This is a genomic window from Streptomyces sp. NPDC028331, from assembly GCF_055565775.1.
Genome location: NZ_JBVHTR010000015.1, coordinates 74,324 through 100,135, shown reverse-complemented (window position 1 = coordinate 100,135; position 25,812 = coordinate 74,324). Strand labels below are relative to the sequence as shown.

Below are 25,812 nucleotides of genomic sequence, written 5' to 3'. Positions count from 1 at the left end.
CGCCCCACCCCCCCCCCCCCCCCCCCCCCCCCCCCCCCCCCCCCCCCCCCCCCCCCCCCCCCCCCCCTCCCCCCTCCCCCCCCCGGCCCACGGCACGGCGCCGGACGGAAGCTCCCGCCCGGTGGTGCGTCGAGGACCACGGTCGCGGACGCCGAGCGGGCCCGGAGACGGCGCCAGCGGCCCCCGGGCCGCCCGCGACAACCCACCGGCGACGGCGCGGCGACGGCCCCGTCACCCGCGGCGGCTCCGCCCCGTACCGTCCCGTCATCCCGCGTTCCGCTCCGGCCCGCGAGCCGGTACCGCACGGCGGTACGGCACGTGCCGTGGAAGCCGGTTGCCGCCGCAGGGGGGAGAATGCGCTTGCCCCGCACGGACTTTGACGATCGATTACCCGCGGCCGGGCTGGTCGGCGCCCGATCGCGTCGCCCCGGGGTGCCTCGTGTCACCCGTCACGGCAACAGGTGGTCCGACCTCCCTCCACCGACGCACGGGGACGGCTAGGCTCGATGTCCGTACGTCGTTTGGGCGACCTGGGGAGGTACCGGGATGACGGAGGCACGGCCCGGCGCGGCCGCCTCGGCTTCCCTGTGGGAACGCGACGCGGAACTCGCCGTCATCACCGAGGCGGTCGACGCCCTGAGCGACGACTCGTCGCCCTCGGAGTCGGGGAGTCTGCTGGTGTTCAGCGGGGAGGCCGGCATCGGCAAGACCGCCCTGCTCGCCGAGACACGCCGCATCGCGGAGAAGCGGGGCTGCGCGGTGTGGTGGGCGCGCGGCGGTGAGACCGTCACCTCCGTGCCGTTCAACGTCGTACGGCAACTGCTCCAGCCGATGCTCTTCTCCCTGATGCCGGAGGAGGCGCGCGAGTACCTGGGCGACTGGTACGAGGTCGCGGGCCCCGCCCTCGGCATCGCGGACCCCGGCGAGCGGCAGGCCGACCCGCAGGGCGTGTGCGACGGCCTGGTCGAGGTCGTCTTCCGGCTCGCCCGGCGCGAGTGGCCGTTGGTCCTGATCGTCGACGACGCCCAGTGGGCCGACCAGGAGACCCTGCACTGGCTGGCCGCCTGCTGCGAACGCCTCGACGACCTGCGCGTGCTCTTCGTGGTCGCCCTCCGCCCCGGCGAGGCCGGCGGCGAAGGCGCCCGCCACCTCGACGCCATCACCGCGGCGGCCCGCCGCCCGGTCAGCACCCTGAGCGCGCTCACCCCCGAGGCGACCGCCGGGCTCACCCGGGCCACCGTCGGCGCGCACGCCGACGCCCCGTTCTGCCGCGAGGTGTGGGCCGTGACCGGCGGCAACCCGTACGAGACCGTCGAACTGCTCGCCAAGGTGCAGGACAGCCAGCTCGACCCGGTCGAGGCGTCCTGCGCCGAGCTGCGGGACCTGAACCGCTCGGCCCGCGGCAACGGCCTCGTCGCCCGCCTTGAGGGACTCGGCATAGAGGCCACCCGGTTCGCCTGGGCCGCGGCGATCCTCGGCACCGGCATCACCGTGGACCTGGTGGCCCGGCTCGCCACCATGAGCCCCGACGAAGCCGCGCGCTGCGCCGAGCTGCTCGGCGCCGCCCGCATCATGACCCGACCCGATGCGGCGGGCCGCCGGACCGACGCAGCGGAGCTGGAGTTCGTCCACCCGCTGATCGCCAGCGCCGTCTACCGCTCCATCCCCGACGGGCTGCGCACCGCCATGCACGGCATCGCCGCACGGGTCGTCACCGACTCCGGCCTCGGCGCGGCGGCCGCCTCCCGCCACCTCCTCGAGGTCCACCCGGACGACGACGAGGAACTGGTCGAGCAGATGCGTCAGGCCGCGCGCGAACACCTCGCCGTCGGCGCCCCCGAAGCGGCCCGCCGCTGTCTGGAACGCGCCCTGCTCGAGCCGCCGACGCCCGAGATCCAGCCGTACGTGCTCTACGAACTGGGCTGCGCCACGCTGCTGACCTCACCCGCCACCACCATCGACTACCTCCAGGCCGCCCTCGCCCTGCCCGGCCTGGAGGGCGACGACCGCGTGGACGCCGTCTACCGCCTGTCCCAGGCCCTGCTGCACAACGACCAGCTCGACGACGCCATCCGCACCGTCGACGAGGAGGCGGCCCGTCTGGAGCCGGGCCCCTCCCGGATGCGTCTGCAGGCCGTCCACTACATGTGGGAGAGCATCCACGCGGCCGAGGAGGACTCCCCGGCACGCTCCCGTGAGCTGGCCGAACTCGCCCGCACCTGCACCGGCCGGAACAACTCCGAGCGTGCCCTGCTCATCCTGCGCGGCTTCGACGCGATGACCCACGGCGAGAACGCCGAAGAGGTCGTGGAAGTCTGCGACCGCGCCCTCGTCAACGGCCGCCTCGCCCCTGGACTCGGCTGGACCGACACCGAGTGGGGCATCGAACTGCTGCTGATGCTGGGCAGCGCGTACGCCTACACCGACCGGCTCGACCGGGCCGAGAGCCTGTTCGCGGAGGCCCTGCGCGCCTATGAGTCCGCCGGCTGGAGCGGCGGCCACCTCGCCCTGGCCCACGCCTACCTCGGACTCGCGCACCGCAGGCGCGGCCGGCTCCGGGAAGCCGAGACCTCCCTGCGCGAGTCGCTGCGTCTCGCCGAGCGCGTCGGGCGCGGGCTGCCCCTGTACTGGTCGGCGACCTGCGGCCTCGTCGACACGCTGCTCGCCCGGGGACACGTCGAGGAGGCCTGGTCCCTCGCCGAGCGGTGCGGCTTCGCACCCCCGTACCCGTCCACGATCGTGCTGCCCGACACCCGTTCCGTGCGCGGCCGGCTGCTGCTCGCCGTCGGGCGGACCGAGGAGGGCGTGGGCGAGCTGGAAGCGGCCGAGAAGGCGTGCGCGGGACGCGGGCACAACACGGTGCTGGCGCCCTGGGCCGGGGACCTGGCGCGGGCGCTGGCGACCGAGGATCCGCGCCGTGCCGCCGATCTGGCCGCGACGGCCCGCCGGCAGGCCGAGTTCTTCGGCACCGACACGGCCATCGGCGAGGCCCTGCGGGTGGCCGCCGCCCTGGAGACGGGGCAGCGTGCGGTGCGCCTGGCCGCACAGGCCGTGACCTACCTCGAGGCCTCTCCCTGCCAGTACGAACACGCTGCCGCGCTCGTCGAGTACGGAATCGCCACGAGGTCGGTGCCCGAGCTCGAACGGGGGCTGTCGTTGGCGGAGTCGTGCGGGGCGGACGGGTTGGCTGTTCGGGCTCGGGATGCGCTGGGATCCGATTGACGCCACAGCCCCGGCGCGCCCCTGTCGTGGCGCGGCTACAGCGCGAGCAGTTGATCCGTGACCGTCGTCAGGCGCTTCTGCACCTCGCGGTCGTACGTCCCCTCGTGCGCCCGTGACGGTCGCGTGCCGTCGAAGTACCCACCGCTGCCCACGTCCTGCGTGGCAAGCGCCAGTACCCCGGCCGCCCCGTCCGCGACCGTGTTCCACGGTGTGACCCCCGCCTCGCGGACCATCGCCGTGTCCATGTAGGTCGCCGGGTGCAGGACGTTCACCGACACACCCGTGCCCTGGAGCTCCTCCGCCAGCGCGAACGTGTGCGCGGCCAGGGCGAACTTGCTGCGGCAGTACGCCGAGACACCGTTGTAGCCGCGCGTCAGCTCGGGGTCGTCGAAGTCCAGCGGCTCCTGGCCCGCCGAGCCCACGTTGACGATCCGCGCGGGAGGGTTCTGCCGCAGCACCGGCAGCAGGGCACGGGTGAGGGCGACCGGCGCCAGATGGTTGACCGCGAGCCGCAGTTCGTGGCCGTCGGCGCTCACCTCGCGGCCGGAGCCGCGCGCGCCGCCGCCCACACCCGCGTTGTTGATCAGGACGTCCAGCTCGGGGTGCGCCGCGGCGACCTCGTCACCGAGCCGGCGCACCGCGTCCAGCGAGGCGAGGTCGGCGACGAAGCCGTGCGCCTCACCCTCGGTGCGCAACTCCGCGACCAGCCGGTCGGTACGGCCCGCGTCGCGCCCGTGGGCGAGGACGACGTGCCCGGAACGGACCAGTTCGAAGGCGACATACCGGCCGAGTCCGGAGGTGGCACCGGTGATGAGAACAGTCGACATGCTTCCACCCTAGACACGCGCGGGCGCTCCGTGAGGGGTGCTGCTGAAGCTACGACCAGCAGGGTCACCCTCCGGCGGCCTCCTCCTCCGCGAGCACCCGCTGCGCCACCGCGAACGCCGAGTTCGCCGCCGGCACCCCGCAGTAGACGGCCGTCTGCGACAGCACCGCGCCGATCTCCTCCGGTGTCAGCCCGTTGCGCCGGGCCGCCCGGACGTGCATGGCCAGCTCGTCGTAGTGGCCGTGCGCGACCAGCGCCGTCAGCGTGATCATGCTGCGTTCACGACGGGACAGCGTCGGATCGGTCCAGATCTCGCCCCAGGCGTAGCGGGAGATGAAGTCCTGGAAGCGCGCGGTGAAGGGGGTCTGGCGCGCCTGCGCCCGGTCCACATGGGCGTCGCCCAGGACCTGGCGGCGTACCTCCATGCCCCGCTCCGGCGCTCCGGTCAGATGCGTCCGCAACGCCGCCACGACGGCCTTCGGGCACTGCGCGGGCGCCAGGTGCGAGGCGCCCGGGAGCTCGACCAGCGCGGAGCCGGGCACCGCGTCCGCGATCTCCCGCAGATGTGCCGGCGGCGTCGCCGGGTCCTCGCGGCCCGCGATCAGCAGCGTCCGCGCGGTGATCGACGCCAGCCGGTCACGGATGTCGAACGCGGCGAGCGCGTCGCAGCAGGCGGCGTACGCCTCCGGGTCCGCGTCCCGATGGTCCTGCACCAGCCGCGGCACGGTGAACCCGGCCGTGAACCAGCGGGAGTCGGCGGTCGCGGCGACCGGCGCCAGACCCTCGCGGCGTACCAGCGCGGCCCGCTCCTCCCACGGCTTCGAGCCGTTGAAGTGGGCGGAGGAGCAGATGACGGCCAGTGAGGAGACCCGCTCGGGGTGGTGCACGGCCAGGTGCAGCCCCACCGCCCCGCCGAGCGACACCCCGGCGTACGCGAACCGGTCGACACCCAGCGAGTCCGCGAGCGCCAGGACCCGTTCGGCGAGGTCGCCGACCGTCGCGCCCGGTCGGATGAGGTCCGGGGCCGAGCCGCCGTGGCCGGGCAGGTCCCAGCGGATCACCCGGTGGGTGACGGACAACTCCGGCGCCACCGAGTCCCACAGGGCGTACGAGGTGCCGAGCGACGGGCCGAGGATCAGCGGGGGAGCGGTGGCGGGACCCTCCACGCGGTGGTGCAACAGCTTGTCGGTCACGGGCGCTCCAGGGCACGGTCGGTGAGGGCTCCCGCGGAGCCGGTGTACTGGGCCGGGTCGGTGAGGGCTGCGACGTCGACGTCCTTCAACTCCGGTACCTCGGCGAGCAGTTCGGCGAGGGTGCGGCCCTCGGTGCGGGTGCGCCGGGCGGTCTCGGTGAGCAGCTCCCGGGCGCGGGCGCGGCCCAGCACGGGCGCCAGCTCCGCCGCCAGCCGCTCGGAGACGACCAACCCGTGGGTGAGGCCGAGGTGTTCGCGCATGGCGTCCGCGTCCACCCGCAGGCCTTCGGCCAGGGGCACGGCGTCGTGCGCGGCGCCGCCCACCACTCGCAGCAGATCGCGCAGCGGCTCCCACTCGGCGTGCCAGGCCCCGGCCGGGCGTTCGTCCTCGGCGGCCAGTGACCCGTAGAGGGTGGCCGCGAGCTGCGGTGCGCGCCGGGCGGCCGCCGCGATCAGCGTCGCCCGTACCGGGTTCGCCTTGTGCGGCATCGCGGAGGAACCCCCGCCGGCGTCCTCGGCGACCTCGGCGATCTCGGTACGGGAGAGGGTGAGGACGTCCGCGGCGGTCCTGCCCAGCGCTCCGGCCGTGAAGGCGAGGGCGCCCGCGAGATCCGCGATCGGGGTGCGCAGGGCGTGCCACGGCAACTCGGGTGCGCGCAGGCCGAGTTCCCGTGCGTACGCGGCCACGAGCGCCGTCGGATCCGCCGCGCCGTACGCCGTGAACGCGGCCAGGGTGCCCGCCGCGCCGCCCAGTTGAGCGGGCAGCCCGTCACGTACCGCCCGCAGCCGGTCCCGGGCGTCCAGCACCAGCGACCGCCAGCCCGCCGCCTTCAGCCCGAAGGTCGTCGGCACCGCGTGCTGGGTGAGCGTCCGCCCCGGCAGGACCGTGTCCCGGTGCCGCGCGGCGAGCCGGGCCAGCGCCTCCTGCGTGAGCTCCAGGTCGGCCAGGACCAGGTCCAGGGTGCGCGCGGCGACCAGCATCGTCGCCGTGTCGAGGATGTCCTGACTGGTCGCGCCCCGGTGGACGTACGGCCCGTACTCCTGACCGGCCGCCTCCGTCAGGTCGGCGACGAGCGGGATCACCGGATTGCCGCCGCTGCGGGCCCGCAGCGCGATGTCCCGCACGTCGAAGGGACCGGACCCGGCCGCCGAGGTCACCGCCGTGGCCGCCTCCTCGGGAACCAGCCCCAGTCCGGCCTGCGCCCGGGTCAGCGCCGCCTCCGCGTCGAGCAGCGCCCGCAGGTACGCGCCGTCGCTCGTCGCGGACGCGGCCGGGGAGCCCGCCCACCCGGGGGCGAGCAGGCCGCTGTCGGACTCTGCAGAGGTCACCGGAACTCCAGGAACACCGTCTCGCCCTCGCCCTGAAGGCGGATGTCGAAACGGTACGTGCCGTCGCCTCCGTCCACCGCGATCAGCGTGTCGCGGCGCTCCGGCTCGAGCCGGGCGAGCAGCGGGTCCGCGGCGAGCGCCGCCTCGTCGCCGGGGAGGTAGATCCGGGTGAACAGGTGCATGAGCAGACCGCGCGCGAAGACGCAGGCGCTGATGTACGGGGCGCTGCGCCCGCGGGCGCCCGGCCGCAGCGTACGGGCGTACCAGTGGCCGTTGGCGTCGCTCTGGATGCGGCCCCAGCCGGTGAACTCCACCCCGTTGCGGCCCAGGTAGCCGCCGGTCGCCGGGTCGCGCCGGATGGAGCCGTCGGTGGTGGGGAGGGTGCCGTCGGGGCCGGGCCCCCACAGCTCCACGAAGGCGTCCGGCAGCGGGTTGCCCTCGCCGTCGAGGACGTACCCCTGGAGGGTGATGGTGTCCGGGTGGCCCACCGGCGCGATGTCGGCCCCGCCCGGGAACGGTAGCGCGTACCCGTAGAACGGGCCGACGGTGTGCGACGGGGTGGGCAGCACGCTCTCCGGCCTGCTCGTGTCGATCCTCGTCATGGCAGGTCAGCGTCCTTCCTCGATCCAGGTGGCGTGCGGGCCGTCGAGCACGATGTCCCAGTGGTAGCCGAGCGAGAACTCCGGCACCGACAGGCTGTGGTCGTATGTCGCCACGAGCCGCTGCCGGGCGGCGTCGTCCGTCACGGACTGCAGGATCGGGTCGTACGGGAACAGCGGGTCGTTCGGGAAGTACATCTGCGTCACGAGCCGCTGTGTGAACGCCGTGCCGAAGAGCGAGAAGTGGATGTGGGCCGGACGCCAGGCGCCCACGTGGTTGCGCCACGGGTACGGGCCCGGCTGGATGGTGGTGAAGCGGTAGAAGCCGTCGTCGTCCGTGAGCGTGCGGCCCACGCCCGTGAAGTTCGGGTCGAGCGGGGCGTCGTGCTGCTCGCGCTGGTGCGCGTACCGGCCGGCCGCGTTCGCCTGCCAGATCTCGATGAGCTGGCCGCGGATCGGACGCCCGCCGCGGTCGAGCAGGCGGCCCGAGACGGTGATCCGTTCCCCGATGGGCTCGCCCCGGTGGTGCCGGGTGAGGTCGTTGTCGATCTCGGTGATGTCCCGCTCGCCGAAGGCCGGGGAGGACAGCTCCACCAGCTCCGGGTCCTTGGCGACGTCGATGGTGATCGGCGGCTGCTTCGGGTGGCGCAGCACCGAGGAGCGGTAGGGCGCGTAGTCGCGGCGCGGGTGGTGTTCGACGGGCCCGCCGTCGGCGACCCGCTTCTCGTAGGCGGCGTGCTCGGCCGCGATCTCGAGGTCGATGTCCTGCTGAGTGAGAGCCATGGGTGTTCCTAGCGTTCGAGGACGAGGGCGAGGCCCTGGCCCACGCCGATGCACAGGGTGGCGACGCCGGTGCCGGAGCCGCGACGGGCGAGCTGGTGGGCGACGGTGCCGGCGAGACGGGCACCGGAGGCGCCGAGCGGGTGGCCGAGGGCGATGGCGCCGCCCTGCGGGTTGAGGACGGCCGGGTCGAACTCGGGCCATTCCGCGAGGCAGCCCAGGACCTGGGCGGCGAAGGCCTCGTTGAGTTCGAGGACCGACAGGTCGTCGAAGCTCCTGCCCGCCTTGGCCAGGGCGCGGTTGACCGCCGCCACCGGGGCGAGACCGAAGTACTGCGGGTCGACGGCCGACACACCGGTCGCCGAGACGCGGGCGAGGGGTTCGCGGCCGACGGCCTCGAGCCCTTCCTCGTCGGTCAGGAGCAGGGCGGCGGCGCCGTCGTTGAGCGGGGAGGCGTTGCCCGCGGTCACGGTGCCGTTCTCGCTGCGGAAGGACGGCTTGAGCCTGGCCATCGCGGTGAGGGAGGCGTCCGGGCGTACGCACTCGTCGGTGGCGAGGACCTGCGGGTCACCCTTGCGCTGCGGAATGGTGACGGGGGCGAGTTCTGCGTCGAACAGGCCTTGCCGCTGTGCCCTGGCCGCCTTCTGGTGGCTGTGCAGGGCGAACTCGTCCTGCTGCTCGCGGCTGATCTTGTGCTTGTCGGCGATCAGCTCCGCGCTCTCGCCGAGCGGGATGGTCCACTGCGGGTCCATCTCCGGGTTCACCATGCGCCAGCCCAGCGTGGTGGAGTAGAGCTCCGTGTGGGCGGCCGGGAACGGCTTGTCGCTCTTGGGCAGCACATAGGGGGCGCGGGTCATGGATTCCACGCCACCCGCCAGCGCGATCGAGGCGTCCCCGACGGCGATGGCGCGGGCGGCCTGGATGACCGCCTCCAGGCCCGAGGCGCACAGCCGGTTCACCGTCACGCCCGGCACCGAGGTGGGCAGACCGGCCAGCAGGGCGGCCATGCGGCCGACGTTGCGGTTCTCCTCGCCGGCCCCGTTGGCGTTGCCGAAGTACACGTCGTCGATGCGTGCGGGGTCCAGCCCGGGCGTGCGGGCCAGCAGTTCGCGGAGGACGTGGGCGGCGAGGTCGTCCGGGCGGACGCCCGCGAGGCCGCCGTTGTAGCGGCCGATCGGGGTGCGGACCGCGTCGACGACGTAGACGGTCTTCATGCGTGTTCCTCCGCGACGGTCAGCGAGGCGTCGGTCTTGGCGGTGATCTCCTCGACACCCACCCCGGGTGCGGTCTCGACGAGGACCAGGCCCTCGTCGGTGACGTCGAGGACGCCGAGGTCGGTGATGATCCGGTCGACGCAGGCCCGGCCGGTCAGCGGCAGCGCGCACTCCTTCAGGATCTTGGGGCTGCCGTCCTTGGCGGTGTGGGTCATCACGACGATGACGGTGCGGGCGCCGTGGACCAGGTCCATCGCCCCGCCGATCCCCGTGATCATCTTTCCCGGGATCGCCCAGTTGGCCAGGTCGCCCTTCTCGGAGACCTGCATGGCGCCCAGCACGGCGACGTCGATGTGCCCGCCGCGGATCATGGAGAACGACAGCGCCGAGTCGAAGAAGGCGGCGCCGGGCAGCACCGTGACCGTCTCCTTGCCCGCGTTGATCAGGTCCGGGTCGACCTCCTCCTCGGTGGGGTAGGGGCCGGTGCCCAGGATGCCGTTCTCCGACTCCAGGACCACCTCGACGCCCTCGGGCAGAAAGTTGGGGATCAGGGTCGGCAGCCCGATGCCGAGGTTGACGTACTGACCGTCCTTCAGCTCGCGCGCCGCGCGGGCCGCCATCTGCTCACGGGTCCACGCCATCACGCACTCACCGTTCCTCGTGCCTCGGGCGCGGAGACCGTGCGCCGTTCGATCTTCTTGTCGGCGGCCTGCTCCGGGGTGAGCGCCACGACCCGCTGCACGAAGATGCCCGGCAGATGCACCGCGTCCGGATCGATCTCCCCGGGCTCCACCAGCTCCTCCACCTCGGCGATGGCGACCTTGCCCGCCATGGCCGCCAGCGGGTTGAAGTTCCGGGAGGACTTGTTGAAGACGAGGTTCCCGTGCCGGTCGCCCCTCGCCGCCCGCACCAGCGCGAAGTCGGTCCGGATGCCGCGCTCCAGCACGTACTCGACTCCGTCGAACTCCCGCACCTCCTTCGGCGGCGAGACCAGAGCGACCCCGCCGTGCCCGTCGTAGCGCCACGGCAGCCCGCCCTCGGCGACCTGGGTCCCCACACCCGCCGGTGTGTAGAAGGCGGGGATGCCGGCCCCGCCCGCGCGCAGCCGCTCGGCCAGCGTGCCCTGCGGGATCATCTCGACCTCCAGCTCACCGCGCTCAGGCCGCTGACCCCGCGCTCGTACAGCGCCTCGATCAACGCGTCGGGCACACCGCTCAGCCCGAACCCGCCCACCGCCAGCGACGCGCCGTCCGGCACGTCGGCCACCGCCTCCAGGGCCGTGGCGACCACCTTGTCCATCCGTCAAGCCCCATCTGTCCGCGACACCACAAGGATCACCGAATTACTCAGCGCACTGATTATTTCTGCGAGGTTCCCTCACGCTGCCACTCGTCGACTTAGTCCGTCAAGAGCCCAGAGGGCTCGGGAGACGTGCCTCATGAGCGGGGACAAACGGGGTGAACAGCAGGCGGTATTGTTCAGTGCACCGATGGAATGGCCGAAGCACGACGGACGACGCTGAGGAGCGCTCATGGCCGCGGTGGATCTCTCCGCCCACCCCGGGCACCTGGCCCGGCGGCTCCAGCAGGCGCACTACCTGCTGTGGAACACGATGGTCTCGGAGGAGATCACCTCGCCCCAGTTCGCGGTCCTGAACGCCCTCGTCGCCGAGCCGGGCCTCGACCAGCGCACCGTCGGGGAGCGGGTGGGTCTCGACCGGTCCACCATCGCCGAGGTGATCAGCCGGCTCGGCCGGCGGGGCCTTCTGGACAAGGTCCGCGACCCGCAGGACGGCCGCCGCTTCCTGCTGCGCCTCACGGAGGACGGTGTGCGCACGCACCGCAAGCTGACCGTGCGCACGGCCCGGATGAACCAGGTCTTCCTGGCCCCGCTCACGCCCGAGGAGCAGACCCTCTTCCTCGACCTCATCCGGCGTGTCGCGGACGCCGCGGAGGACCTGCGCAACCCGGCGGAGCCGCTCGCGGCCACCAAGACCTGACCCCGGTGCCCGCGGAGCCGTGGGGCCGCCGTGGAGCGCGGGCCGGTCTGCCGCTCGCCGGGCGCGCCCCGGACGGCCGGTGAGCCGGAGACGGCCCGCTGGTCCGTTCAGCGGACCGTGAACACCGCATTCCGGATCACCGGACCTAGACTGGGGTGCCCGGCGGCACCCGAGACGTGTACCCGCGAAGGAAGGCGGCACCACCGTGGACCGGACCCTCGCCACCCGTTCCCCGCACACCTCCGCGGACTGGTGGGTCACCGCCGACCAGGCACGGCACGCGGCCCAGAGCGGCCTCACGGACGCCGCGACGGCACCCGACCTGCTGCGCACCCTCGCCGAACTGGACCGCGCCCGCCATGAGGCGGGCGTCGCCGTCGGTGCCGCGGTGGAGGCCCTCCTCGCGGGCGGTGTCGCCTGGGAGGCGATCGCGGCGGCTCTGGGCTTCGGCTCGGCCGAGGAGGCCCGGCAGGCGCTCGCCACCGACCGCCGGAACGCGTCGGCGGCGATCGAACGCCGCCTGGGGCGCCGGGGATGACACCCGGCCCGAGGCGACCCCCACCGGAGGGTCACTCCGCGGTGCCGAGGATCTCCGCGAGGTCGTAGCGCACCGGTTCCTGCAACTGCTCGTACGTACAGCTCTCGGGGGTGCGGTCCGGGCGCCAGCGGCGGAAGCGCGCCGTGTGCCGGAAACGCTCCCCCTTCTCCATGTGGTCGTACGCCACCTCCGCCACCCGTTCCGGCCGCAGCGGCACCCAGGACAGGTCCTTCTTCCCCGACCAACGGCTCGGCGCCCCCGGCAGCCGGGCCGTCTCGTGCGCCTCCTCGTCCGACCAGGCGGCCCAGGGATGGCCGGTGACGTCCTCCATCCGCAGCGGCTCCAGCTCCTCCACCAGCCGCTCCCGCTGCTTCATCGGGAACGCGGCCGACACCCCCACGTGCTGGAGCGCCCCCCGGTCGTCGTACAGCCCGAGCAGCAGCGACCCCACGACGGGGCCGCTCTTGTGGAAGCGGTAGCCCGCCACGACGACATCCGCCGTGCGCTCGTGCTTGACCTTGAACATCACGCGTTCGTCCGGACGGTAGGGCAGGGTGAGCGGCTTGGCGATCACCCCGTCCAGGCCGGCCCCCTCGTACTGCTCGAACCACTGCTCGGCCACCGCACGGTCCGTGGTCGCCGGCGCCAGGTGGACGGGCGGGCGCACCCCGGACAGCGCCCTCTCCAGCAGGGCACGCCGGTCGCCCAGCTCCACGTCCAGCAGCGACTCGTCGTCCAGCGCCAGCAGATCGAACGCCACGAACGACGCCGGTGTCCTCTGCGCGAGCATCCGCACCCGCGAGTCCGCCGGATGGATCCGCTCCGTCAGCGCGTCGAAGTCCAGGCGCCCCTCCCGCGCGATCACGATCTCCCCGTCCACCACGCACCGCTCGGGCAGCCGCTCCCGCACCGCCTCCACCAGCTCGGGGAAATACCTGGTGAGCGGCTTTCCGGTACGGCTGCCCAGCTCCACCTCGGCGCCGTCGCGGAACACGATGGCCCGGAAGCCGTCCCACTTGGCCTCGTACTGCATGTCCGGCGGGATCGCCGCCACGGGCTTGGCGAGCATCGGCTTCACGGGGGGCATCACCGGCAGGTCCATGCCTCCGATTCTGCTGCCGCAGGAGGCGGTTCGCCCGGTGTGCGAGGACCGGGGCGGGCGCCTACCGTGGCTCGCATGGGCGATGCGGTGGAGCTGGAGGTGGCGGGCCGGACGGTACGGCTGTCCAGCCCGGACAAGGTCTTCTTCCCGGAGCGCGGCTTCACCAAGCTGGACCTGGCGCGGTACTACATGGCCGTCGGTCCCGGCATCCTGCGCGCTCTGCGGGACCGCCCCACCACCCTGGAGCGCTACCCGGACGGGGTGACCGGAGAGTGGTTCTTCCAGAAGCGCGCCCCCAAGAGCATGCCGGACTGGATCCCCACCGCGCACATCACCTTTCCCAGCGGCCGCAGCGCCGACGAGATGTGCCCGACCGAGACCGGCGCCGTCGTGTGGGCCGCGCAGTACGGCACGCTCACCTTCCATCCGTGGCCGGTGCGCCGCGACGACGTCGACCGCCCCGACGAACTGCGCATCGACCTCGACCCGCAGCCCGGCACCGACTACGCCGACGCGGTGCGCGCCGCCCACGAACTGCGCGCGGTCCTCGACCAGTACGGCGGCCTGCGCGGCTGGCCCAAGACCTCGGGCGGCCGCGGGCTGCACGTCTTCGTGCCCATCGAGCCCCGCTGGACCTTCACCCAGGTGCGCCGCGCCGCGATCGCCGTCGGGCGCGAGATGGAGCGGCGGATGCCCGAGCACGTGACCATCGCCTGGTGGAAGGAGGAGCGGGGCCGGAAGATCTTCCTGGACTACAACCAGACGGCACGCGACCGGACCATCGCCTCCGCCTACTCCGTCCGCCCGAGGCCCCACGCCCCCGTGTCCGCGCCGCTGCGCTGGGAGGAGGTCGACGATGCGGAGCCCCGCGACTTCGACCTCGCGACCATGCCCCGCCGGTACGCCGAACTCGGTGACGTCCACGCGGACATGGACGACCACGCCTTCTCCCTGGAGGCACTGCTCGAACTGGCCCGCCGCGACGAACACGACCACGGGCTCGGCGACCTGCCCTATCCGCCCGAGTACCCGAAGATGCCGGGCGAGCCGAAGCGCGTGCAGCCGAGCCGGGCACGGCGGGAGCGGAAGCCGGAGACCCCCGAGGGTCCGGCCGCGTCCTGACCGACCACGGACGTACCTCCCCGGCGACACTTAAATGTCGGTATGTCGTCAATACGAAGAATTGGTCTTCTGTGCGGATAAGCTCACGCTGTGCCGCTACCGGTCCCTTGTTCGCCCAGCGGCTCTTCTCCATGAATTGCGTACCAGGATGGGGAGTTCCGCATGGACAGACGCAGCTTCAACCGGCGGGTGCTGCTCGGCGGCGCGACCGTCGCGACATCGTTGTCACTGGCACCGGAGGCCTTCGCGGACGGCGGGCCGAGGACCGCGCCCGCCGGTGGCAAGGAGAGACACATCAAGTTGTTCGCCGCGAGACTCGGTGACGGACGCAAGGGCTACGGCCTCGGCAACGGGAAGGCGACCATCCCCGGCCCGCTGATCGAGGTCACCGAGGGCGACACGCTCTACGTCGAGTTCGAGAACCGGTTGGACGTCTCGACGGGCCTGCATGTGCACGGGGTGGACTACACGATCAGCAACGACGGAACGAGGCTCACGGAAAGTGTGGTGAAGCCGGGTCGTACACGCACCTACGTGTGGCGCACGCATGCTCCGGGCCGTCGCAAGGACGGCACCTATCAGGAGGGCAGCGCCGGCTACTGGCACTACCACGACCACGTCGTGGGTACCCCGCACGGCACGGGCGGCGTTCGCGACGGCCTGTACGGAGCGCTGATCGTGCGTCGCAAGGGTGACATCCTCCCCGACACCACGCACGCCATCGTGTTCAACGGGACGTCGATCAACAACGGCAACGGGCACGAAGGACCCACGTTCGAGGCCGCCCTGGGGGAGCGCGTCGAGTTCGTGGTGATCACGCACGGGGACGACTTCCACACGTTCCATCTGCACGGTCACCGGTGGGCGGACAACCGCACGGGACTGCTCAGCGGTCCCGAGGACTCCAGCGCGCTCATCGACACCAGGGTCGTCGGCCCCGGCGTCTCCTTCGGATTCCAGGTGATCGCGGGCGAGTCGGGCGGCGCGGGCGCGTGGATGTACCACTGCCACGTCCAACGACACGCCGACAAGGGGATGGACGGCCTGTTCCTCGTGCGGAAGTCGGACGGGACGATTCCCGAGTACGACGACTCGGCGCAGCACCGGCACTAAGGTACGGACAGCCGCCCTCGCCGACACCCGGCTCTCCCCCTCCGGGGAGCGCTCTCAATGGTGGGGCGGTCGGGGCTATGCTGATCGGCAACCGCCGAGGAGGAGCCCCGACGTGACCGAGACCGCGCCGCGTCCCACGCTGGAGGCAGTGGCCGCCCGGGCCGGTGTCTCCCGGGCGACGGTGTCCCGCGTCGTCAACGGCGGTGACGGAGTGCGCGAACCCCTCGTCCAGCGGGTGCGCCGTGCCGTCGAGGAACTCGGATACGTGCCCAACCAGGCCGCGCGCAGCCTGGTCACCAAGCGCCACGACGCGGTCGCCGTCGTGATCGCGGAACCGGAGACCCGGGTCTTCGCCGATCCCTTCTTCGCCCTGCAACTGCGCGGTATCAGCAAGGAGCTGACGGCCCACGACTCCCAGCTCGTCCTGCTGCTCACGGAGGGCCGCGCCGACCACGCCCGGGTCGGCCGCTACCTCTCCGGCGGGCACGTCGACGGAGCGCTCGTCTTCTCGCTGCACCTCGACGACCCACTGCCCGAACTGGTGCAGCGGGCCGGGGTGCCGACCGTGTTCGGCGGGCGGCCGGGCTGGAGCGACGGCACCCGCAGCGCCGTCTACGTCGACAGCGACAACCGCGGCGGTGCCCGCCAGGCCGTGCGCCACCTCGTGGGACTCGGCCGCCGCCGCATCGCGCACATCACCGGCGCCCTCGACCAGACGTCCGCCGTGGACCGGCTCGACGGGTTCCGCGACGTCATGGCCGACGCCGACCCGGGGCTCGTCGTCGAGGGGGACTTCACACCGGCCGGCGGCGAGCGGGCGATGCGGGAGCTGCTGCAGCGCTGCCCGGACCTGGACGCCGTGTTCGCCGCCAACGACCTGAGCGCCTCGGGCGCCCTGCGGGTACTGCGCGCCGAGGGCCGCAGGGTGCCTGACGACGTGGCCGTCGTCGGCTTCGACGACATGCTGCCGGTCGCCGAGCAGACCGACCCGCCGCTGACGACGGTCCGCCAGGACATCGAGGAGATGGGCCGGTTGATGGCCCGGCTCCTGTTGCGGGGGCTGGACCGGCGGGGTGACGAGCCCGGAGCGGGCGGCGCACCGCCGAGTGTGGTGCTGCCGACGACGTTGATCCGGCGGGCGTCGGCGTGACGGCACCGGCCTGAACCGACCGCACCGACCGCACCGACCGGACCGGACCGCCACGGTGCATCGGTGTGGGTCCCCGCCTACCCCGCCCCGCCTTCGGCGGCGGGAAGGAAGGCGGGGCGCGGTGCGCCGGGACAGGAGCCCGGCACCGCGCCCCGGGACCGCCGGCGTCAGCTCTGCTGCGGCGCGCTCTTGATCACCGCGAAGCGGGCTCCGTACGGGTCGACGAGCCGGGCGATACGGCCCACACCCTCGACGTCCGTCGCGGGCATCCGGACGCTGCCGCCCAGCTCCTGCGCCTTGCTCACCGTGGCGTCCGCGTCCGTGACCTCGAAGTAGGGCAGGTAGTGCGCTCCGGCTTCCGCCTCCGCCGGATCGTCGGCCAGCGGGACGAGGCCGCCGAACATGTCGTCCCGGCCGCGACCGTCCGGATTGATGCACGTGTAGGTGCCGCCCGGGAAGGGCACTCCCTCGGTCTCCCAGCCGAGGACCTGGCGGTAGAACGCGGCGGCGCGGGCGATGTCCGGCGTGTACAGCTCGATCCAGCACAGGGAGCCGGGGTCGCCGGCCACCTCGATGCCCTTGGTGCGGCCCGGTTGCCAGATGCCGAACGGCACTCCGGCCGGGTCGGCGAGGACGGCCATGTGACCCTCACCCATCACGTCCATGGGCCGCATCAGCACGCTGCCGCCGGACTGCTCGGCCGCCTTGGCGGTGGCCTCCGCGTCGGAGCTCTGGAAGTAGACGGTCCACGACGGCGGCCCCTGCTCCGGGGTGGTCTGCATGCCGCCGGCCGCGGTTCTGCCGGAGAGTTGGAAGAAGCCGTAGCCGCCGGAGTCGGGGCCCGCCGACTGGAACCGCCAGCCGAAGAGGCCGCCGTAGAAGGACTCGGCGCCGTCGATGTCCGTGGTGCCGATGTCCAGCCAGTTCGGAGCGCCGTTGACGAAACGGGTGGTGAGCATCGCTGCCCTCCTTCGAGGGTTCCCGTTGCCTGCTCTGCCGAGTCTTCCACCCCCCACTGACAATCGCCGCCGGAATGAGCCGGCGGACCCCTGGGACGGCCGGACGGTCGGTGGGCGGCCGGGGACCGGCCGGTGCGCGCTTTCGGCATGGGTCTCCCGGCGCGCCGCCGTGCACCGCACGGCGGCGCGCGGACATCATCGGGAGCCTCACGGAGGGGGCGCCGGACGGGGCCGCGGGCCGTATATGCCGTGTTGATCGAACGTTTTTCGCCGCGCGGCACGCTCTCGGCCATGCACATCGAAGCGATCACCGCGTCCGACGTCGCCTGGCAGGAGCAGGCGCTCTGTGCGCAGACGGGGGGCGATTTCTTCTTCCCCGAGCCGGGCAGTTCGGTGCGGGAGGCGAAGCGTATCTGCGGGCTGTGCGCGAGCCGCGCGGCGTGTCTCGAATACGCCCTCACCCACGACGAACGGTTCGGCGTCTGGGGCGGGCTGTCCGAGAAGGAGCGGCTGCACCTGCGGCGGCCGCAGGACAACGGGTGAGGGGTCCGACCGTCCGGATGCGCGGACGGTCGCCCGGGACGATGCTGGAGACATGTCCGGACGGGCTCCTGTCATCGTTCATCCACCGTCGGGCACCGGCGGTCGCCGGGTGACCGCGCGCGGGGAGAGCCTCGGGGTGGCGTTCTCCGACGAGGACGTGATCGAGTTCCTCGGCCGGGCCGGGTTGCCCGACGCCGAGGACCTGCTCGACGATCCGGCGTGGGTGAAGTGGCGCGGCGCGGACGCGCACCACTACGAGGCCGCGTAGGAGAGCCGTGTGACCGACCGACGGCGACCGACGGGCGGTGACCGACCGATGGTGACCGACCGGGTCCGGAGGTTCAGTCCTCGCTGACGGTGGCCAGCACGGCGAGCGTTCGACCGGCCCGGGTGAGCGCCCGCCGCAGGACCACCGGCGGATGCAGCAACCCGCTTCCATCGGGCGGAACGATCCACTCCAGGGAGCCGGCGGGCCGGTACGGCGGCGGCACGGCGACCCACGCCCCCTTGCCCGCACGGCGGACCCCGGCGCCGGTCCAGTGGCCGGGCGCATCCGGCGGCACGAAGAACCCCACCCTGAGCGCAGCCGAGTCCACCAGCGTCGGTCCGGGTGCCCGCAGCGGGTCGTCCCACAGAATGTCCAGGGCGAGCAGGCCCAGGTGGCGCGGAACGCTCACCACGTCCCAGTGGCGACCGGCCTCCAGCAACACCGTGCCGCCGTCCCGCTCCCACTGCTCCGCGCAGGCGCGCGGGTCCGGTGCCGCGGCGGCCAGCCACTGAACGCCTCGCATCCACATCGCATTCGTCATGACCCGCTCCAGGGGCGCCACCCGGCCCGACCAGGCGTACGAAAGGGACAGGCCGGGTGGCGCCCACTGGGGAGAGCCCGCCCGGCATATGCATGCTGAGGGATGGCTCGGTGCGGCGAACAGGGTGGCGCGACGTGGCGTTTGCGGCGGATTCGCATCCACGGCCGTATCGGTGTGCATCCGTGTCCGGACGCGCATACGGATCCCGATGCGGAAACCCGTCCGGATACGCGGGCTACGCCCCCGCCCTGGCCGCCATCCGCGCCTTGCGGGCGGCCAGCTTCTCGTCGAACCTCGTGGCCTCGGTGTTCAGACCGCCCATGAACAGCCCCAGTTCCTCCTGGGCCCGGCGCCCTTCGGGGCCCAGTCCGTCGATGTCCATGACCTTCAGGAAGCGGAGCACCGGCTGGAGTACGTCGTCGTGATGGATGCGCAGGTTGTAGACCTCGCCGATCGCCATCTGCGCGGCGGCACGCTCGAAGCCGGGGATGCCGTGGCCGGGCATCCGGAAGCCCACCACGACGTCCCGCACGGCCTGCATGGTCGGGTCGGGTGCGATCTCGAACGCGGCCTTGAGCAGGTTCCGGTAGAACACCATGTGCAGGTTCTCGTCGGTCGCGATGCGGGCCAGCATCCGGTCGCAGACCGGGTCGCCGGACTGGTGGCCGGTGTTGCGGTGCGAGATGCGGGTGGCCAGCTCCTGGAAGGCGACGTAGGCGACGGAGTGCAGCATCGAGTGCCGGTTGTCCGACTGGAAGCCCTCGCTCATGTGCGCCATGCGGAATCGTTCCAGCTGGTCGGGGTCGACCGCGCGGGAGGCGAGCAGATAGTCCCGCATCACGATGCCGTGCCGGCCCTCCTCCGCCGTCCAGCGGTGCACCCAGGTGCCCCACGCGCCCTCGCGGCCGAACAGTGTGGCGATCTCGTGGTGGTAGCTGGGGAGGTTGTCCTCCGTCAGGAGGTTGACGACCAGCGCGATCCGGCCGATCTCGGTGACCGTCGACTGCTCCTTCTCCCAGGCCACGCCGTCCTCGAAGAAGCCCGGGAAGTTGCGGCCGTTGCCCCAGGGGACGTACTCGTGCGGCATCCAGTCCTTGGCGACCTGCAGATGGCGGTTCAGCTCCTTTTCGACCACTTCCTCCAGGGCGTACAGCAGCCGTGCGTCGGTCCAGACGGAGGGGCTGCCGAGGTGGGAAGAGGTGATCGTCACGGGAACTCCAGGAGGACGGGGAAGAACAGCGGTGCAGCCGACGAGCGGTGGCCGGAACTTACGGGATCGTAGGCTACGAATCCGTAGGTTACGAACCCGTAGGTTAAGCGCGCTGTAAAAGCCCTGCCCCCGCCCGCTGAACTCCCCCTGGGCGAGGCCCTGTCGGGGATCCGGAATTCCTCCCCGGGCAGGGCCCTGTCCCGGATGCGGAAGTCCCCGCCGATCGGTGCCGACCGGGACGAACGGGTGGCCTCGTCACCCGGTCACTCGTACAGCTCCCGCAGCCGCACCGACAGACACGTCACGCATCCCTCGAGCTTCTCGAACTCGCTGATGTCCACCAGGACCGGTTCATGACCGAGGTCGGCGAGCAGGTCCGCCGTCTGCGGCGCGCCGGACGACATGAGCAGCCTGTCGCCGCCGAGCAGCACGACGTGCGCGCCGGCCTCCTCCGGCACCGGAAGGAAGCGCGGGAACAGCGAAGGCCTGTCCACCAGCGGCACGTGTCCGATGACCGTGCCGTCGGGCAGCGCGGTGACCGCCGACTTCAGGTGCAGCACCTTGGTGACGGGCACCGGGACCACCCGGGCGCCCAGCGGTTCGAAGACCGCGCGCATCTGCTGGACGGCGGCCGCGTTGGTGCGTCCGCTGCGGCCGACGTAGATCGTGTCGCCGACCTTCAGGACGTCGCCGCCGTCGAGGGTGCCCGGCTCCCAGATCCAGTTCACGGAACAGCCGAGCCGCGCCACGGCCTCCTCGACGCCCGCGGTCTCCTCGCGCCGCGACTCGGCGCCCGGCCGTGCGATCAGTGCGACGTTCCGGTACATCACCACCGTGTCCTCGACGAACACCGAGTCCGGGCAGTCGTCGGCCGGATCCACCTCGATCGTCTCCCAGCCGTGCCCGCGCAGGGTCTCCGCGTACGCCTCCCACTGCTCGAGCGCGCGGTCGACGTCGACCTTCTCCCGCTCGATGTGGGTCACCAGCCCCTCGGCCAGGCGCGGGCTGGGTCGGCGGATGAGGGCCTTCTTGCTGGGCACGTGCGGAACTCCGTCTCGGCTGATGATGTCGCCCGCCATCATGTAGGGCCGGAAGCCGGGGACAAAGCCCCGGGTTCCGGCACCGTGCGCCACCGGCGGTCAGGGCCGGGTGAGATCCTCGACGGCCTCCGGTGTGGTCTCCTTCAGCTTTCCGTCGAGCAGCAGCAGGCGTGTGATGCCGATCGACTCCAGGAACGGCAGGTCGTGGCTGGCCACGATCAGCGCGCCCTCGTACGACTCCAGGGCGGTGGTGAGCTGCCGCACGCTCGCCATGTCGAGGTTGTTCGTCGGCTCGTCCAGCATCAGCAGTTGCGGCGCCGGCTCGGCGAGCATCAGCGCGGCCAGGGCGGCCCGGAAACGCTCGCCGCCCGACAGGGTCCCGGCGGGCTGGTCGGCCCGCGCGCCACGGAACAGGAAGCGGGCCAGGCGGGCCCGGATCCGGTTGGGGGTGGCGGCGGGTGCGAACCGGGCCACGTTCTGGGCGACCGTCAGCTCGTCGTCCAGGACGTCCAGCCGCTGCGGCAGGAAACGCAGCGGCACGTGCGCCGTCGCCTCGCCCGCCACCGGCTGCAACTCGCCCGCGATGGTGCGCAGCAGCGTGGTCTTGCCCGCGCCGTTGCGCCCGATCAGCGCGATCCGCTCCGGCCCGCGCAGTTCCAGGCCGCCGTCCACGCGGGCGCCGTACGTCAGCTTCAGGTCCCGCAGCGTCAGGACGGTCCGCCCCGGCGGCACCGCCGTGTACGGCAGGTCGACGCGGATCTCGTCGTCGTCCCGGACGGCCTCGACGGCCTCGTCCAGCCGCTCCCTGGCCTCGGCGAGCCGCTCCTCGTGCAGGATGCGGTGCCTGCCCGCCGACTCCTGGGCCGCCCGTTTGCGCGCCCCCATCACGATCTTGGGTTCGCGCTTGCTGTCCCACATCTTCTGCCCGTACCGCTTGCGGCGTGCCAACTTCACCTGGGCGTCGAGCAGTTCACGCTTCTGCCTGCGCAGATCGGCCTCGGCCACGCGCACCATGCGCTCGGCCGCCTCCTGCTCGACCGCCAGCGCCTCCTCGTAGGCGGAGAAGGTGCCGCCGAACCAGGTGACCTCCCCGGCGCGCAGATCGGCGATCTGGTCGACGCGGTCGAGGAGTTCCCGGTCGTGGCTGACCACGACCATGACGCCCGGCCACGCCTCCACCGCCGCGTACAGCCGCCTGCGCGCGTACAGGTCGAGGTTGTTGGTGGGTTCGTCGAGCAGCAGCACGTCCGGGCGGCGCAGCAGCAGCGCGGCCAGGCGCAGCAGGACGGACTCGCCGCCGGAGACCTCCCCGATGGTGCGGTCCAGGCCGATGTGGCCGAGCCCGAGTTCGCCGAGCGTCGCCTCGGCGCGCTCCTCCACGTCCCAGTCGTCGCCGACCGTGGTGAAGTGCTCCTCGGCCACGTCGCCCGCCTCGATGGCGTGCAGCGCGGCGCGCTTGGCGGCGATGCCGAGGACGTCGTCGACGCGCAGGCCGGTGTCGAGCGCGACGTTCTGCGGCAGGTGGCCGACCTCGCCGGCGACGTGCACGGTTCCCGAGACCGGGGCGAGTTCACCGGCGATCAGCTTCAAGAGGGTCGACTTCCCCGACCCGTTGACTCCGACGAGTCCGGTTCTGCCGGCGGCGAAGGCGACCTGAAGGCCGTCGAAGACGGGGGTGCCGTCGGGCCAGGAGAAGGCCAGGGAGGTGCAGGTGATGGAAGGGGTGGGTGACATACGGGCCTCGCGGTTGCTCAAGGGCGGATTTCGGGCAACGCGTGTGAGACACCGCATGGGGCGACGGTCCGCGGACGGAGGGAAGGGGAAGCTCCGCACCGAGGGGACGGCTCGAACGCCGAGGTCGCACACGAGGCACGCAGACGCGGACAGCGCTGCGTGACGCGGTGTCTCAGGACCTCAGACGAGCAACGTCCTTCTCCTCCCGGCGGCAACAGAAGCGTCACACACCGTACGAGGGGGCGCAGCGGGCGTCAACGCATTTATGGAGGCCGTGCGGCCCGCCCGGCGCCCCCTACACCTATGTCGGATTTCTGCCAGCCACCCGCCCCCGCCCGCTGGTTGACTCCTGCGCATGACGAACAAGACGCGCCTGCGTGAGCAGGCCCTCGCCTTCCGCTCCCTGCACGTGCCCGGTCGTCCGCTGCTGCTGCCCAACGCCTGGGACGTCGCCAGCGCGCGGCTCGTCGAGGAGGCGGGAGCCGCGGCCGTCGCCACCACGAGCGCCGGGCTCGCCTGGGAGCTGGGCGCCGCCGACGGCGACCGGCTCTCGAACGGCGACGCCCTCGCGGCCCTCGCCCGGATCGGGGAGGCGGTGACCGTACCGGTGAGCGCGGACATCGAGACGGGATACGCCGACGACGCCGCCGGCGTCGGTGCCACGATCCGGGGGGTGCTCGCCGCGGGCGCCGTCGGGGTCAACATCGAGGACGGTCTGTACGGCGCGGGCGCCCCGCTGCGTCCGGTCGCCGAACAGGCCGCGCGCATCGCCGCGGCACGCGAGGCCGCCGACACCGCCGGCGTGCCGCTGTTCGTCAACGCGCGCGTGGACACGTATCTGCGCGCCACCGGAGGCCTGGAGGAGACCCTGGAGCGGGCCGCCGCTTACCTGGCCGCCGGGGCGGACGGCGTCTTCGTCCCCGGGGCCGTCGACCCGGTGACCGTGAAGGCGCTCGCCGAGGGCATCGAGGGCCCGCTGAACGTGATGGCCGGTCCGGGGGCGCCCACCGTCGCCGAACTGGCCGCTCTCGGTGTCGCCCGCGTCAGCACCGGCGCGGGCATCGCCCAGGCCGCCCACGCCCTGGTCCGCCGGGCCGCACGGGAACTGCTGAACGAGGGAACGTACGAAGCGCTGGCCGACGGCCTGGACCACGGGGAGCTCAACGGGCTGCTGGGCGGGGGCCGTCAGGCGCCCGGAGACGTCCCGAGGCCGTGACTACGTGCCGCTTCGCCGCGTGGGTGCGGCCGGCCGCCGACGACCCGCACCCGCCGTCGCACCGCGGCTCCCACGCCGAGCGGACGCACCGAGGGGCGAAGGGCTCAGCACGCGTCCCGCATCAGCTCGTCCAGGTCGTGGTCCAGGTCCACCTGGAGATGCTCCAGACCCACCGGCACCAGCTCGGTGCTCCGCTGCAGGAAGCGCCGGACCTCGTCCGAGTGGACGTGCACCACGGCGGTGCCCTCCGGGGCGTGGAACTCCAGGACGGTGCGCTCGTAGCCGTACGGCCGCACCCGGACGTCCCCCTGGCCCTCCGGGCCCTCCAGGCCGGCGGCGAGGAGTTCGCGGGCGAAGGTCCAGCACACCTCCACGCCCTCCAGGGTCGCGGGGGCGGGGAAGGTCATGCGGACGGCGAACGGGTCGCTCCGGTCGTAGTGGAGCACGGCCGGAATGCTCGGCATACGCGGCGCGGCAGCGACGAGACGGGCCTCCACGGGCTGCTCGATGACGGTGGACAACGCCTTGCTCCCTCGGGACGGCTGGACGGACTTCGGGCGGATGAGGCCGGGCACTGGAAGAGACGATCGAATCGGCCGATCCGTGCACATGAAATTCGAGTGACCTCTGTCACCGAGTCCATGCCATCAGGGCGGTGCCCGGTGGGGGCGATCACTCCGGTGTGCCGCGGACCGGGGGACACCGGAGAGGACACCGCGCACGCGCGTACGGTTCCCGGCCGGCGGCGACGGTGAAACCCCGGCGAACCGGGGTACTCGGGCGGCATCCGCATCCGGAGAGGAAGTGACGGTCATGCCACGCGGCTCGAGCCCCAAGCGGGAACGTCAGTACGAGCACATCAAGGAGAGCGCGCGCGACCGCGGGGAGAGCGAGGGGCGCGCCAAGGAGATCGCGGCGCGGACCGTGAACAAGGAGCGCGCCCGCTCCGGTGAGTCCAAGACGGCCGGCCGCACGTCCACGCAGGGCAAGTCGCCCGCCAGGCGCGGCGGAGAGCGCTCGGGCAAGGGCTCCCAGTCGGCGACCTACGACCAGCTCTACGAGGAGGCCAAGCGGCGCAACATCCGCGGCCGTTCGGACATGAACAAGAGCGAGCTGCAGCGCGCCCTGGGCGGTAAGTGACGGCAGGCCGCGGGGTCGTACGCTCGTCACCACCATGACCTCCGTACGCACCCCCGCGGGGTGGCCCGCGACCGAAGAAGAGGCCCGGGCCGTGCAGGACGCGCTGCGCGGCCGGGTGATCCTGGACGAACCGGGGCCGCCGCCCGGGACCGGCCCCGTGACGGGGGTCGACGTCGCCTACGACGACGAGCGCGGCGTCGTCGCGGCGGCGGCCGTCGTCCTGGACGGAGCCACCCTCACGCCCCTCGCCGAGGCCACGGCCGTCGGCGAGGTCTCCTTCCCGTACGTTCCCGGTCTGCTCGCCTTCCGCGAGATCCCCACCGTGCTGGCCGCGTTGGACGCCCTGGACCACGATCCCGGCCTGGTCGTCTGCGACGGCTACGGCCTCGCCCACCCGCGCCGTTTCGGCCTGGCGAGCCACCTCGGCGTTCTGACCGGACTGCCCACGATCGGCGTCGCGAAGAACCCCTTCACGTTCACCTACGCGGAGCCGGGCGCCGAGCGCGGCAGCAGGAGCCCGCTCCTCGCGGGCACCGAGGAGGTCGGCAGCGCCCTGCGCACCCGGACGGGCGTCAAGCCGGTGTTCGTCTCGGTGGGGCACCGCGTCGGCCTCGCCAACGCCTGCGCGCACACACTCGCGCTCGCCCCGGCGTACCGCGTCCCCGAGTCCACCCGGCGCGCCGACACCCTGTGCCGACGCGCGCTTCGCGAGGCCGTCGGCTCCGTGTCCTGAGTACGGCGCCTGAGTACGCGCACGGATGTGGCCGCACCGGCCCGGTCGGCAGGCTGGGCCGCATGACGACGCACCGTGCCCCCAAGACCGTGAGCCACGCCGCCCAGCCCGTCGAGCGAGCCGTGACGGCCGCCTTGCTCCTCGCCGTTCTCGCCGGCCTGGCCTGGATCGCCGGAATGATCCTCACCGTGCTGGCGTGGGGCTCCTGAAGGCCGGCCGGCGGTCGCTCCGCCCCGCGCCGT

At 72.8% G+C, this 25,812-nt stretch carries 26 protein-coding genes and 1 pseudogene; 12 read left to right on the top strand and 15 right to left on the bottom strand.

Annotated features, from left to right (window positions below):
• Nucleotides 1–546: 546 nt before the first annotated feature.
• On the top strand, nt 547–3,222 hold the full coding sequence (locus ACZ4SW_RS22525; RefSeq protein WP_468247294.1) for an ATP-binding protein: 2,676 nt from the start codon (nt 547–549) through the stop codon (nt 3,220–3,222).
• A 35-nt stretch (nt 3,223–3,257) separates the two neighbouring features.
• Here ACZ4SW_RS22525 and ACZ4SW_RS22520 read toward each other — a convergent pair whose 3' ends face one another.
• From ACZ4SW_RS22520 to ACZ4SW_RS22485, 8 genes and pseudogenes are all read right to left on the bottom strand, one after another.
• Nucleotides 3,258–4,049: an SDR family NAD(P)-dependent oxidoreductase gene (locus ACZ4SW_RS22520; protein WP_468247290.1), complete on the bottom strand. Its 792-nt coding sequence runs from the start codon at nt 4,047–4,049 to the stop codon at nt 3,258–3,260.
• A gap of 64 nt (nt 4,050–4,113) precedes the next feature.
• Nucleotides 4,114–5,241, bottom strand: coding sequence for a bifunctional 3-oxoadipate enol-lactonase/4-carboxymuconolactone decarboxylase PcaDC (gene pcaDC / locus ACZ4SW_RS22515; protein ID WP_468247285.1), 1,128 nt, complete (start codon nt 5,239–5,241; stop codon nt 4,114–4,116).
• Complete coding sequence (gene pcaB / locus ACZ4SW_RS22510; protein WP_468247278.1) at nt 5,238–6,569, bottom strand: 3-carboxy-cis,cis-muconate cycloisomerase; 1,332 nt, start codon at nt 6,567–6,569, stop codon at nt 5,238–5,240. The genes pcaDC and pcaB overlap by 4 nt, the downstream gene beginning before the upstream one ends.
• A complete protein-coding gene (gene pcaG / locus ACZ4SW_RS22505) occupies nt 6,566–7,171 on the bottom strand; it encodes a protocatechuate 3,4-dioxygenase subunit alpha (protein ID WP_468247272.1) in 606 nt (201 codons plus the stop codon). The genes pcaB and pcaG overlap by 4 nt, the downstream gene beginning before the upstream one ends.
• A 6-nt stretch (nt 7,172–7,177) precedes the next feature.
• A complete protein-coding gene (gene pcaH / locus ACZ4SW_RS22500) occupies nt 7,178–7,951 on the bottom strand; it encodes a protocatechuate 3,4-dioxygenase subunit beta (protein WP_468247268.1) in 774 nt (257 codons plus the stop codon).
• 8 nt (nt 7,952–7,959) lie between these two features.
• A complete protein-coding gene (locus ACZ4SW_RS22495; RefSeq protein WP_468247263.1) occupies nt 7,960–9,162 on the bottom strand; it encodes a thiolase family protein in 1,203 nt (400 codons plus the stop codon).
• Nucleotides 9,159–9,803, bottom strand: coding sequence for a CoA transferase subunit B (locus tag ACZ4SW_RS22490; protein ID WP_468247259.1), 645 nt, complete (start codon nt 9,801–9,803; stop codon nt 9,159–9,161). The genes ACZ4SW_RS22495 and ACZ4SW_RS22490 overlap by 4 nt, the downstream gene beginning before the upstream one ends.
• Nucleotides 9,803–10,461 (bottom strand): annotated as a pseudogene (locus tag ACZ4SW_RS22485) (CoA transferase subunit A). The gene ACZ4SW_RS22490 and the pseudogene ACZ4SW_RS22485 overlap by 1 nt, the downstream one beginning before the upstream one ends.
• Nucleotides 10,462–10,693: 232 nt before the next feature.
• Here ACZ4SW_RS22485 and ACZ4SW_RS22480 point away from each other — a divergent pair.
• A complete protein-coding gene (locus tag ACZ4SW_RS22480; protein WP_468247254.1) occupies nt 10,694–11,161 on the top strand; it encodes a MarR family winged helix-turn-helix transcriptional regulator in 468 nt (155 codons plus the stop codon).
• Nucleotides 11,162–11,366: 205 nt separating this feature from the next.
• A complete protein-coding gene (locus ACZ4SW_RS22475) occupies nt 11,367–11,699 on the top strand; it encodes a hypothetical protein (protein WP_468247246.1) in 333 nt (110 codons plus the stop codon).
• Nucleotides 11,700–11,730: 31 nt separating this feature from the next.
• Here ACZ4SW_RS22475 and ACZ4SW_RS22470 read toward each other — a convergent pair whose 3' ends face one another.
• Complete coding sequence (locus ACZ4SW_RS22470) at nt 11,731–12,801, bottom strand: ATP-dependent DNA ligase (RefSeq protein ID WP_468247240.1); 1,071 nt, start codon at nt 12,799–12,801, stop codon at nt 11,731–11,733.
• Between the two features lie 75 nt (nt 12,802–12,876).
• Between ACZ4SW_RS22470 and ligD the strand changes: the two genes are divergently transcribed.
• The 3 genes from ligD to ACZ4SW_RS22455 all read left to right on the top strand — a co-directional run bounded on the left by ligD (nt 12,877) and on the right by ACZ4SW_RS22455 (nt 16,186).
• Complete coding sequence (gene ligD, locus ACZ4SW_RS22465; RefSeq protein WP_468247233.1) at nt 12,877–13,923, top strand: non-homologous end-joining DNA ligase; 1,047 nt, start codon at nt 12,877–12,879, stop codon at nt 13,921–13,923.
• A gap of 162 nt (nt 13,924–14,085) precedes the next feature.
• The gene (locus ACZ4SW_RS22460) at nt 14,086–15,036 is read left to right on the top strand and encodes a multicopper oxidase domain-containing protein (protein WP_468247225.1); all 951 of its coding nucleotides are present in this window, start codon (nt 14,086–14,088) and stop codon (nt 15,034–15,036) included.
• 112 nt (nt 15,037–15,148) lie between these two features.
• Nucleotides 15,149–16,186, top strand: a complete 1,038-nt coding sequence (locus tag ACZ4SW_RS22455) for a LacI family DNA-binding transcriptional regulator (RefSeq protein WP_468247219.1) — start codon at nt 15,149–15,151, stop codon at nt 16,184–16,186.
• Between the two features lie 167 nt (nt 16,187–16,353).
• Here ACZ4SW_RS22455 and ACZ4SW_RS22450 read toward each other — a convergent pair whose 3' ends face one another.
• Nucleotides 16,354–17,145, bottom strand: coding sequence for a VOC family protein (locus tag ACZ4SW_RS22450; RefSeq protein WP_468247213.1), 792 nt, complete (start codon nt 17,143–17,145; stop codon nt 16,354–16,356).
• Between the two features lie 291 nt (nt 17,146–17,436).
• Here ACZ4SW_RS22450 and ACZ4SW_RS22445 point away from each other — a divergent pair, with 291 nt between their 5' ends.
• Complete coding sequence (locus tag ACZ4SW_RS22445; RefSeq protein WP_468247766.1) at nt 17,437–17,688, top strand: WhiB family transcriptional regulator; 252 nt, start codon at nt 17,437–17,439, stop codon at nt 17,686–17,688.
• Between the two features lie 52 nt (nt 17,689–17,740).
• Nucleotides 17,741–17,956 carry a hypothetical protein gene (locus ACZ4SW_RS22440; RefSeq protein ID WP_181139054.1) on the top strand — a complete coding sequence of 72 codons (216 nt, stop codon included), beginning with the start codon at nt 17,741–17,743 and terminating at the stop codon, nt 17,954–17,956.
• 73 nt (nt 17,957–18,029) lie between these two features.
• Here the strand turns inward: ACZ4SW_RS22440 and ACZ4SW_RS22435 are convergent, their stop codons facing one another.
• From ACZ4SW_RS22435 to ACZ4SW_RS22420, 4 genes are all read right to left on the bottom strand, one after another.
• Nucleotides 18,030–18,497, bottom strand: coding sequence for a hypothetical protein (locus ACZ4SW_RS22435; protein WP_468247207.1), 468 nt, complete (start codon nt 18,495–18,497; stop codon nt 18,030–18,032).
• 235 nt (nt 18,498–18,732) lie between these two features.
• Complete coding sequence (locus ACZ4SW_RS22430; protein WP_468247201.1) at nt 18,733–19,707, bottom strand: acyl-ACP desaturase; 975 nt, start codon at nt 19,705–19,707, stop codon at nt 18,733–18,735.
• 263 nt (nt 19,708–19,970) lie between these two features.
• A complete protein-coding gene (ddaH, locus tag ACZ4SW_RS22425) occupies nt 19,971–20,747 on the bottom strand; it encodes a dimethylargininase (protein WP_468247194.1) in 777 nt (258 codons plus the stop codon).
• Between the two features lie 99 nt (nt 20,748–20,846).
• Nucleotides 20,847–22,481, bottom strand: coding sequence for an ABC-F family ATP-binding cassette domain-containing protein (locus ACZ4SW_RS22420; RefSeq protein WP_468247188.1), 1,635 nt, complete (start codon nt 22,479–22,481; stop codon nt 20,847–20,849).
• Between the two features lie 355 nt (nt 22,482–22,836).
• Between ACZ4SW_RS22420 and ACZ4SW_RS22415 the strand changes: the two genes are divergently transcribed.
• Entirely contained in the window at nt 22,837–23,697 is an 861-nt protein-coding gene (locus ACZ4SW_RS22415) for an isocitrate lyase/PEP mutase family protein (protein ID WP_468247183.1), read from the top strand.
• A 104-nt stretch (nt 23,698–23,801) separates the two neighbouring features.
• Here the strand turns inward: ACZ4SW_RS22415 and ssgD are convergent, their stop codons facing one another.
• Nucleotides 23,802–24,218, bottom strand: coding sequence for a spore wall synthesis regulator SsgD (gene ssgD, locus ACZ4SW_RS22410; protein WP_468247176.1), 417 nt, complete (start codon nt 24,216–24,218; stop codon nt 23,802–23,804).
• 292 nt (nt 24,219–24,510) lie between these two features.
• Here ssgD and ACZ4SW_RS22405 point away from each other — a divergent pair, with 292 nt between their 5' ends.
• The 3 genes from ACZ4SW_RS22405 (at nt 24,511) to mmpA (ending at nt 25,779) form a co-directional block, all read left to right on the top strand.
• A complete protein-coding gene (locus ACZ4SW_RS22405) occupies nt 24,511–24,837 on the top strand; it encodes a plasmid stabilization protein (RefSeq protein ID WP_468247170.1) in 327 nt (108 codons plus the stop codon).
• Between the two features lie 34 nt (nt 24,838–24,871).
• Entirely contained in the window at nt 24,872–25,570 is a 699-nt protein-coding gene (locus tag ACZ4SW_RS22400; RefSeq protein ID WP_468247164.1) for an endonuclease V, read from the top strand.
• A gap of 62 nt (nt 25,571–25,632) precedes the next feature.
• Nucleotides 25,633–25,779 (top strand): morphogenic membrane protein MmpA, encoded by a 147-nt coding sequence (gene mmpA / locus ACZ4SW_RS22395; protein ID WP_468247157.1) that lies wholly within the window; start codon nt 25,633–25,635, stop codon nt 25,777–25,779.
• Nucleotides 25,780–25,812 lie beyond the last annotated feature (33 nt).

Bases quoted from the DNA above. Each gene is read 5' to 3' on its own strand.
- ACZ4SW_RS22525 (WP_468247294.1), top strand. From the start codon at position 547: ATGACGGAGGCACGGCCCGGCGCGGCCGCCTCGGCTTCCCTGTGGGAA.
- ACZ4SW_RS22520 (WP_468247290.1), bottom strand. From the start codon at position 4,049: ATGTCGACTGTTCTCATCACCGGTGCCACCTCCGGACTCGGCCGGTAT.
- pcaG (WP_468247272.1), bottom strand. From the start codon at position 7,171: ATGACGAGGATCGACACGAGCAGGCCGGAGAGCGTGCTGCCCACCCCG.
- pcaH (WP_468247268.1), bottom strand. From the start codon at position 7,951: ATGGCTCTCACTCAGCAGGACATCGACCTCGAGATCGCGGCCGAGCAC.
- ACZ4SW_RS22495 (WP_468247263.1), bottom strand. From the start codon at position 9,162: ATGAAGACCGTCTACGTCGTCGACGCGGTCCGCACCCCGATCGGCCGC.
- ACZ4SW_RS22490 (WP_468247259.1), bottom strand. From the start codon at position 9,803: ATGGCGTGGACCCGTGAGCAGATGGCGGCCCGCGCGGCGCGCGAGCTG.
- ACZ4SW_RS22480 (WP_468247254.1), top strand. From the start codon at position 10,694: ATGGCCGCGGTGGATCTCTCCGCCCACCCCGGGCACCTGGCCCGGCGG.
- ACZ4SW_RS22470 (WP_468247240.1), bottom strand. From the start codon at position 12,801: ATGGACCTGCCGGTGATGCCCCCCGTGAAGCCGATGCTCGCCAAGCCC.
- ligD (WP_468247233.1), top strand. From the start codon at position 12,877: ATGGGCGATGCGGTGGAGCTGGAGGTGGCGGGCCGGACGGTACGGCTG.
- ACZ4SW_RS22460 (WP_468247225.1), top strand. From the start codon at position 14,086: ATGGACAGACGCAGCTTCAACCGGCGGGTGCTGCTCGGCGGCGCGACC.
- ACZ4SW_RS22450 (WP_468247213.1), bottom strand. From the start codon at position 17,145: ATGCTCACCACCCGTTTCGTCAACGGCGCTCCGAACTGGCTGGACATC.
- ACZ4SW_RS22445 (WP_468247766.1), top strand. From the start codon at position 17,437: ATGCACATCGAAGCGATCACCGCGTCCGACGTCGCCTGGCAGGAGCAG.
- ACZ4SW_RS22440 (WP_181139054.1), top strand. From the start codon at position 17,741: ATGTCCGGACGGGCTCCTGTCATCGTTCATCCACCGTCGGGCACCGGC.
- ACZ4SW_RS22435 (WP_468247207.1), bottom strand. From the start codon at position 18,497: ATGACGAATGCGATGTGGATGCGAGGCGTTCAGTGGCTGGCCGCCGCG.
- ACZ4SW_RS22420 (WP_468247188.1), bottom strand. From the start codon at position 22,481: ATGTCACCCACCCCTTCCATCACCTGCACCTCCCTGGCCTTCTCCTGG.
- ACZ4SW_RS22415 (WP_468247183.1), top strand. From the start codon at position 22,837: ATGACGAACAAGACGCGCCTGCGTGAGCAGGCCCTCGCCTTCCGCTCC.
- ACZ4SW_RS22405 (WP_468247170.1), top strand. From the start codon at position 24,511: ATGCCACGCGGCTCGAGCCCCAAGCGGGAACGTCAGTACGAGCACATC.
- ACZ4SW_RS22400 (WP_468247164.1), top strand. From the start codon at position 24,872: ATGACCTCCGTACGCACCCCCGCGGGGTGGCCCGCGACCGAAGAAGAG.
- mmpA (WP_468247157.1), top strand. From the start codon at position 25,633: ATGACGACGCACCGTGCCCCCAAGACCGTGAGCCACGCCGCCCAGCCC.